5 protein-coding genes are annotated in these 7,821 nt (G+C 51.7%); all 5 read left to right on the top strand.

Annotation, left to right across the window (positions count from 1 at the left end; all coding sequences use genetic code 11):
- The first annotated feature begins 100 nt into the window (after nucleotides 1-100).
- Genes HN413_02955 through HN413_02935 form a run of 5 tightly spaced genes read left to right on the top strand, consistent with a single transcriptional unit; the run spans nucleotide 101 to nucleotide 7,754 of the window.
- Nucleotides 101-1,675 (top strand): FHA domain-containing protein, encoded by a 1,575-nt coding sequence (locus HN413_02955; GenBank protein MBT3389345.1) that lies wholly within the window; start codon nucleotides 101-103, stop codon nucleotides 1,673-1,675.
- 12 nt (nucleotides 1,676-1,687) lie between these two features.
- A complete protein-coding gene (locus HN413_02950) occupies nucleotides 1,688-4,504 on the top strand; it encodes an ATP-binding protein (GenBank protein MBT3389344.1) in 2,817 nt (938 codons plus the stop codon).
- 52 nt (nucleotides 4,505-4,556) lie between these two features.
- Nucleotides 4,557-6,206 carry a hypothetical protein gene (locus HN413_02945; GenBank protein MBT3389343.1) on the top strand — a complete coding sequence of 550 codons (1,650 nt, stop codon included), beginning with the start codon at nucleotides 4,557-4,559 and terminating at the stop codon, nucleotides 6,204-6,206.
- A gap of 12 nt (nucleotides 6,207-6,218) precedes the next feature.
- Nucleotides 6,219-7,193, top strand: coding sequence for a hypothetical protein (locus HN413_02940; protein MBT3389342.1), 975 nt, complete (start codon nucleotides 6,219-6,221; stop codon nucleotides 7,191-7,193).
- Nucleotides 7,194-7,208: 15 nt separating this feature from the next.
- Entirely contained in the window at nucleotides 7,209-7,754 is a 546-nt protein-coding gene (locus tag HN413_02935; protein MBT3389341.1) for a zinc ribbon domain-containing protein, read from the top strand.
- Nucleotides 7,755-7,821 lie beyond the last annotated feature (67 nt).

Here is a 7,821-nt window from a genome sequence, read left to right as displayed (position 1 = left end):
GGCGTTAGTCTGAGCAGTTACTAATTATTTGGGAATAAGAGGTGTAGAACCACAAGAATTTTTTTTTGGGCACTATTCAAAATGAGAACAGGGCGAACAAATGCAAGAAACAGTATTTGCTATTGATTGTGGGGCAACTAACTGGCGGTTATATCGAGTATCTTACAAAAGAGATGGCCCCAATGTACAAATGCTTGGGGAGCCACAGCCTTCGCCGCTGACAAGCTTTGTCAACCGCAGGCTTCCAGCTATTATCTTGCTCGACCCGGAGGGGGCAAAACTTGAAGGTTATGGAGATTTTGTAAAACAACAGATTGAAGATGAAAAAATTAGGGGACGGATTCGGGAATATTTCAAACCTTGTATCGGTGCGCATTTAGAAATTGAACCGCTTGCTCATCAAAAACGTTTCACGCACGAACAAGCTCTGCAATACACAAAACTGTTATTGCGAGCTGTGCTGCTGCAATTGCAGCAAGAGAAATGGCGTGGTGGAACGTTCGACGAGAGAGTACACTTTACCTTTACATTCCCGGTTCATTGGCGCTATGACCATGACGGCTTCATTCTTCAAGAATTTCGGCAAACCGTTCAGAACTGTATGCCTAAAGAATTGCGTAGCCAGATTAGATTCATCAGTGAGCCTGAGAGCGCCATGCTCAGCTTGCACCGACAGGGCCTGCTGGCGGATTCGGATAAAAAAGGGGTTACGCTAATTGCAGATGTGGGTGGTAGTACGACAGACTTGATCGCTGGACAGGTCAACCCTCACACCGGTGATCTGGAATACGCCCGTCGGTACGGCGAGCCTCATGGCGGTGGCCTGTATGATGCTGAATTGGCAAAGCACTATGCCGATCAACTTAAAATCCCATCCTCGGCGCTGACTGATGATCCTTCTGCGATGATCACCTTGCGAGATTACAGCCGCCAGCTTAAAGAAGCTCTCAGTCGCCAGCTATTGCGGCCGGGAGAATCGTTGCATACCCCGAAGCGGACAATTACATTAGTGATGAGCAATGGTGAGGCTTTCCGTCGGGTAGCCCGCCTAGACGAACCCATATTTCTGGGGATTACCCGCCATCTGATTGCAGATTTTGAATATCTAATAGAAAATGGGATGCAAGCCATGGGCTTGAAAAATGGGGATGTTGGCCAAGTCATCCTTGTGGGTGGTGGATCTCAGCTCTTCACGATAGTGCGCCACCTGAGGAAGCGTTTCGGCGATGATGTTGTGATTCTCTCAGATAACCCGGACGAGAACGTGGTTCATGGGACCGCTTTGGAATATGGCAAATCGTTCGAGACCCATACCCAGCGGATTCTGTTTTCTCATCAACAGGAAATAGAGGGAGTGCCATCGCAAGATGTTGAATGGCAATTCGTGACCAACACCGGCAGATCTCATTCCCTTCTGGATGGGGCTACAACCCTTGGCAGAAAACGCGACAATCATATCTGGCTGAAAGATGATTTAGTATCACGCTTCCATGCAGAGGTGAATGCCAATACTGAGGAGATTGCTATCACAGACATGGGTAGCACAAACGGCACATTCATTAACGGTAAACGCATCAAGCCAAATCAGGTTTATCCCTTAATTCCAGGGGATAAAATCAAGATTGGCGGTACAGAATTCACCTGCACACGCAGCGCAACAATCCTGCGAAAGTGACGCGAATGAAATATGGTTGAAGAAGAAATCACCACATCCCTGCAAACTGAGATTGAACCGTTAGAGATCATGTCAACTGAGATGCTGATGACTGCGGGCGATGTCATCTCGCGGGCATTGCTTTTTACCTTGAGCCGCAATTATCTCGATGGTCCCATTTTCGGTGCAGATTACGTTCGATTGCTGAACATTGACATCAGCGAGCAGCCTGATGTAGCCTTTCTGCATCTGGAACAAGTTGGTCAGCCGGTTACCGAAGATTTCTCCCATTATATGACCGCTATCCAGACTACCCTGGCGGCTTCCCATGATCCGCGCTATGCCATGTTATTTATTATTAGTAGCGATGGCGAACAAAACGATATATTTATCGGTCTTAAGGCGCAAACTCCCGGCGCTCATCCCAGTCTGTTTGCAGAGCAGTTGGGGCAGTTTTTATGCTCCAATTGGCCGGGGACGCGCGTAAAATTGATTGATGATTATAGTCAGATCGTCAAACAGGTGCATGTTCCCTTGAGTACTTATCGTTACGCGCGTGCCTTTACTGGCATCCCCTCGCCAAAAGGAGAAACCACTCAAGGGTACCCTCAAAGCCTTGACCAATTTATGCGCGGCCTGCGCGGCAAACCTTACCTGTACATGGTTGTTGCCGAACCGATGACCGAATTCACCGTGGATGAGGTCATTTCGAATTGTCGCAGCCTTTCGGGTCAGGTGCACGCCTTTGCCAGGGCCACCATCCAGCGCAGCGCCAGCGAGAGCGCCTCGCTGAGTACCGCCCGCGGGGAAAGCGAAACCAGCTCTACGACTACCACGCGCGGCACCTCGACAACCGAGACAGAAGGGATCAGCAAAGGTGCCATTGGCACGGTGTTAGATAAATCCAGCGGGCCGGGGAAAGCTGTCAAGGGCGCAGGGATGGCTGCGGCTGCTGCGGCGATAGGTATTCCTGCCATGGGGATGCCGGGAGGGGGGATGCTGTTTCAGGGAATGTTGGGGATGTTCGGTCAACTGCTGCCTTCGTCTTCTACCTCCCAGGCGACTGGAGAGACAGAATCCGTGGGGGAGACCGCCGGAATTTCGACGACCCTCACTGCCACAGAAGGCACTACCACCGGCGAATCGCTTTCTTTTGGGCGTGAATATCTCAACAAGCATGCTGAAGCCTGTGAACAACTTCTCGAAGAAACCGTCACCCGGTTCCAGGTGGCGCGCGGTAAAGGCTGTTGGAATGTGGGCGTTTACCTGCTCAGCAATCAGGCCGAAACGGTCGCCCAGGGGCAGGCTCAGTTGAAAGCCCTGGTCAGCGGGGAGAAGAGCGCCTTCGAGCCAGTGCGTATCCACGATTTGAGCCAGGTTTGGAACGAAGAAGTTCAGGTCTCATTAGATTCATTCCAGCATCCAGCTTTGCGGTTGTTTGCCCCCTCTACAGAAGACCAACTCAGCCATCCCCTCGGTCCAATTTACGAGGGACTGACAACACCTTTGAATACCGATGAGCTTTCCTTGTTCGTCAACCTGCCCCTGCGGGAAACACCCGGCTTGCCGGTGCAGCCTACGGCCTACTTTAGTTTGAACCCTCCCAAACCACATGACTCTGAAAACGCCCTTGATTTGGGCAATTTACTGGAAGGGGGTGAAGCTGTTGGCAAGCTCAAATACTCGGTTGATCTCAATACACTCACCCGGCATGTCTTTGTTACCGGCATCACCGGCAGCGGTAAATCCAACACCTGCCGCAGGCTGCTCTCAGAGATGATGCAGCGCGGCGTCAATTTTATGGTCATCGAACCGGCTAAGGACGAGTATGTGCAGATGGCCCTGGCGTATAACCAGGCTGGCACTTTCGATCGCGAGATTGCTGTCTATATGCCGGGGCGACAAGAGTGGGGCGGCCAAAAGCTAGAGCCATTACGCCTGAATCCTTTCGATGTGGTACGCCTGCCCGGGGCGCTGGTACAGGTTACGCCACACCTGGATCGGTTGAAATCGATCTTCAATGCCAGCTTCCCCATGCAGGAGATCTTGCCGGTGATCCTGGAAGAGGCCCTTGTGGAACTCTACGATAGCCAGGGCTGGCTAGATGATGAGTTGCCCCCCGATGGCATTGCCTGCCCAACCCTGGAGCAGCTTTACGATGGCGTTACCGACCTGGTGCGCGCCAAGGGCTATGAGCAGCGCATCACGGATAATATTATCGCCGCCTTGCGCACGCGTATCGGCAGCCTGCTGCGCGGCTGGAAGCGGCGCCTCTTCAACCATGCCGTCTCGACTCCCTGGAGCGAGCTTTTCGACCGCCCAGTAGTGGTCAACTTGCAGCAAATGGGCGATGACGCCGATAAGTGCTTTACCATGGCGCTGCTGTTGAACTTCATGTACGAATACCGTCAGGCGCAGCACGAGAGCCTCGGTTCCCCGGAGTCAAGCGATTTGCAGCATCTGGCGATTTTCGAGGAAGCTCACCGCGTACTGCGCGCCGCTCCACAACATTTCATGGGTGCTAATCCGCAGGCGAAGATGGGCGAGATGTTCGCTGACATCCTGGCCGAGATTCGCGCTTATGGACAGGGGCTGGCGATCATTGACCAGGTGCCTGCCAAGCTGGTGCCGGATGCGCTCAAAAACACTAATCTGAAGATCATCCACCGTCTGGTGGCCGTGGATGACCGCGAGGCTATGGCCGGCACGCTGGCGCTGAAACCCGATCAGGCCGAGGTCATCGCCCGTTTGAAAGTCGGCCAGGCGATTGTGGCGGGGATACAGGATGATATGGCTTCGTGGGTCAAAATTCATTATACGCCTATGCCGCAAGTGAAGAGGAAAAAATAAAGCGTGAGGCGTGAAACATAAGGAGTAAAACGTTAAGTAGGAGGCAATAGTGATGAAGTGTCCTAACTGTAACGGCGAAGTACCCGAAGGCAAGCGTTTTTGCGGTCATTGCGGGCAGCCCCTGGTTCCTCCAGGCTTTGACGACGATGCCCCAACCAGGCTGGCGGATGAATTGGATGAGGTGCAAAAGGAACCACAGGAGCCCAAGCAGAAGGTACAGACCTGCCCAGCCTGCGGCATTCAATACCCGCCCAAGGCGCGCTTCTGCAATGGTTGCGGCACAAGTTTGACGGGAATTGCCAGGTCGGTGGCCCCCGCGCCGGTAGCGACAAGGGCGAAACGCCCGCTGCCAGGTTGGGTCCTGCCCATCATGTTTGGTTTCGGATCCGTGGCCGTTCTGGCGGTGGTTATTTTTATCTTCGTTTTGGTTTTCTTTACTCCAGGTGAGGCTGAACCGCATCCCACTCCGGCATCCATAGCGGCGGTGGTGACCGACACCCGCTCTGCGACCCAAACGGCTCCTGCCTCTGCCCCTTGTGACCGGGCAGCTTTCATCCACGATGTGACTATTCCAGATGACGCCGCTATAGCCCCTGGAGACATCTTCACCAAAACCTGGCGCTTGGAAAATGCCGGCTCCTGTACCTGGACTTCAGCGTACAGCTTGGTGTTCGATCATGGTGATGTTATGGGCGGCCCTGAATCCGCTCAATCCACTACAGAAACAATCGCTCCGGGCCAAACCGTGGACATCTCCGTCGATTTGATCGCCCCAACGGCACCGGGCACATATCAGGGATTTTGGAAATTACGTAACCCGGACGGCGAAGCCTTCGGCCTGACTGATGATGGCAGCATGGCCTTTTGGGTGAAAATCCGGGTGGAGGCGGCACAACCCCAACAGACCCCTTATGGCGGAGGTGGGCAAATTGTATTCGAGTCGACACGGGGTGATAGCAACGATATATTCGTGATGGACTATGACGGCAATAATATTACACAACTAACCCAGAATAACGTCTACGATGGTTCTCCTGATTGGTGGCTGGGAGGTACCCGTATTGTCTTTTATTCAGAGCGCGACGGCGATTATGGCCAGTATGCTATGGATGTTGATGGCGGCAACGTTGTCCGATTCGACTACAGTGGATCATGGTCTCCAGACGGGAACCGGATTGCCTTTGCATCCAACCGAGACGGTGACAGCGAGATATTTTTGATTGACTCTGAAGGCAATAACGAAATTCAGCTTACCGATAATTCTGCTCGGGATTGGAACCCGTTGTGGTCACCTGATGGTACTCGAATAGTATTCGAGTCAATCCGCAATGGCGGTTTTGAACTCTATTTAATGGATTCAGATGGAGCAAATGTTATTCAACTTACCAATAATGGCTATTATGATTATGACGCCGATTGGTCTCCTAATGGGACACGAATAGCTTTTGTTTCAACGCGTGACGGTGATGAAGAAATCTATGTAATGAACGTCGATGGTAGCAATGTTGTTCAGCTTACCCATAACGATGTTAGTGATGGATATCCAAGCTGGTCGCCAGATGGAACGAAAATTGCCTTTTCTTCCATTTATCGAGGATATGACCAGATATTTATCATAGATGTTGAAACCGGTGAAACCATACAAGTGACTTACAACGATCCGGACTACGGTCATAATTTTGCCCCTAGTTGGTCACCATGATAGGAGAGTCAAGTGAAATGTCCTAACTGTAACGGAGAAGTCCCGGAAGGCAAACGTTTTTGCGGTCACTGCGGGCAACGATTAGTGCCCATTGAGCCGCGGCCGATGACTGCTGATTTTGATGATGATGCCCCCACCATGCTGGCAGATGAATTGGAAGAAGTACCCAAAGAGCCAGAGACGCCCGAGCAAGAGATGCGGATATGTCCCGCTTGTGGCGCTCAAAACCGTCATGATGCGAGATATTGTGATAAGTGTGGTGTAGGTATACACAAAGTTGAGGCAGCTCAAGACTTACAAGCCAGGCTAATCGATCAAAAAGAGCGAATCAAGAATGTAAGCCTGGCCGGCCCTAACGACGCCAACGCCAGACTTGATCCTGTTCTGCAAATATGGAACCTCAGGCCGGCATGGCAACCCGTGGTGTTAATAGGTATTGGTATAGCTATGATCACTGCAATTAATATCTATTTATTTAATCCCTTGTATGGAGTTTTGAATGTTGGTTATGACACTGGCATGTTCTCTCGTGATGTCATTGGAGGTATCTTAAGTGGCTTAATCGTTGGGGTAATACTTCGATGGATAAATCAAGCCATATCTTGGAAGAATATAACAGTTATTGCGGTTGGATGGGGTATCGCCGGGTTGATTGGCTATATTCTTTATAATGTTTATCTAACGACATCGATTGGCAATTATTATGTGCATATGATTGTCGAAGGAGCCATTGGTGGCCTCATAATTAGTGAGGTGCTGAGAAGGAAACAGCCTCCAATCGGACGACAGCCGGCAATCATCATTGCCATAGGATGGGCCATGGTAACCGCGGGGCCTTCATATTTATTTTATTCAGTTCCTGGTGTAATGGAAGTGCTATTTGATTCTGTTGGCCAAAATTCTTCGATATTTTTCATTGAAGGTGTGTTTGGCGCAATCGGTGGTTGGGTAATGTTTTGGCAGCTCAAACGGGGATACCAGCAGTAGGTGTAGGAGAATACTATGCAATGTCCAAACTGTAATGGAGAAGTCCCGGAAGGGAAACAATATTGCGGCCACTGCGGGGGTCGTCTGGTCATCGAATTCGATGACGACGCCCCGACTATGTTTGCCGACGAAGTTAAAGATACTGCTGTAGAGCTGCTCACTTGCCATTCTTGTGGGGCGGAGCCTCCCGCGGGTTCGCGTTTTTGCAATATTTGTGGCGCGCACCTGGAAATAGTGCAACCCGCAGGGCCATGTTCATCCTGTGGCGCGACCGTTCCGGCCGGGTCGCACTTTTGCAACACCTGCGGCACCGGTCTCAGCCCGACGCCTGTGCAGACCGCCGTACCTGCAACGGGGCCATCTTTGAACGCAACTCATCAGGTTACCGAGCGGCCGCGGCTTGCCACAGCCATCGCCTGGATCAATATCCTCACTGGCATAGACGGGCTGGGCATCGCCGCCGGGGTGGGGCTGCTGCAAGGGAAGCCGTGGGGCTGGTGGTTGGGGGTGGTGCGCGCCTCCCTGTGGTTACTGTTTTTATATTTCACCTATGGAGTATAGCGATTATGGATAGCCTAGCAGTTTGTCGGAGAGCGATCCGAGATAGCGAAATCGGTGATAGACTTTT

The organism is Chloroflexota bacterium, assembly GCA_018648225.1.
In the GTDB taxonomy this organism is placed as follows: domain Bacteria; phylum Chloroflexota; class Anaerolineae; order Anaerolineales; family UBA11858; genus NIOZ-UU35.
This window is presented reverse-complemented; position numbering and strand designations above follow the sequence as displayed.

Bases quoted from the DNA above. Each gene is read 5' to 3' on its own strand.
- HN413_02955 (MBT3389345.1), top strand. From the start codon at position 101: ATGCAAGAAACAGTATTTGCTATTGATTGTGGGGCAACTAACTGGCGG.
- HN413_02950 (MBT3389344.1), top strand. From the start codon at position 1,688: ATGGTTGAAGAAGAAATCACCACATCCCTGCAAACTGAGATTGAACCG.
- HN413_02945 (MBT3389343.1), top strand. From the start codon at position 4,557: ATGAAGTGTCCTAACTGTAACGGCGAAGTACCCGAAGGCAAGCGTTTT.
- HN413_02935 (MBT3389341.1), top strand. From the start codon at position 7,209: ATGCAATGTCCAAACTGTAATGGAGAAGTCCCGGAAGGGAAACAATAT.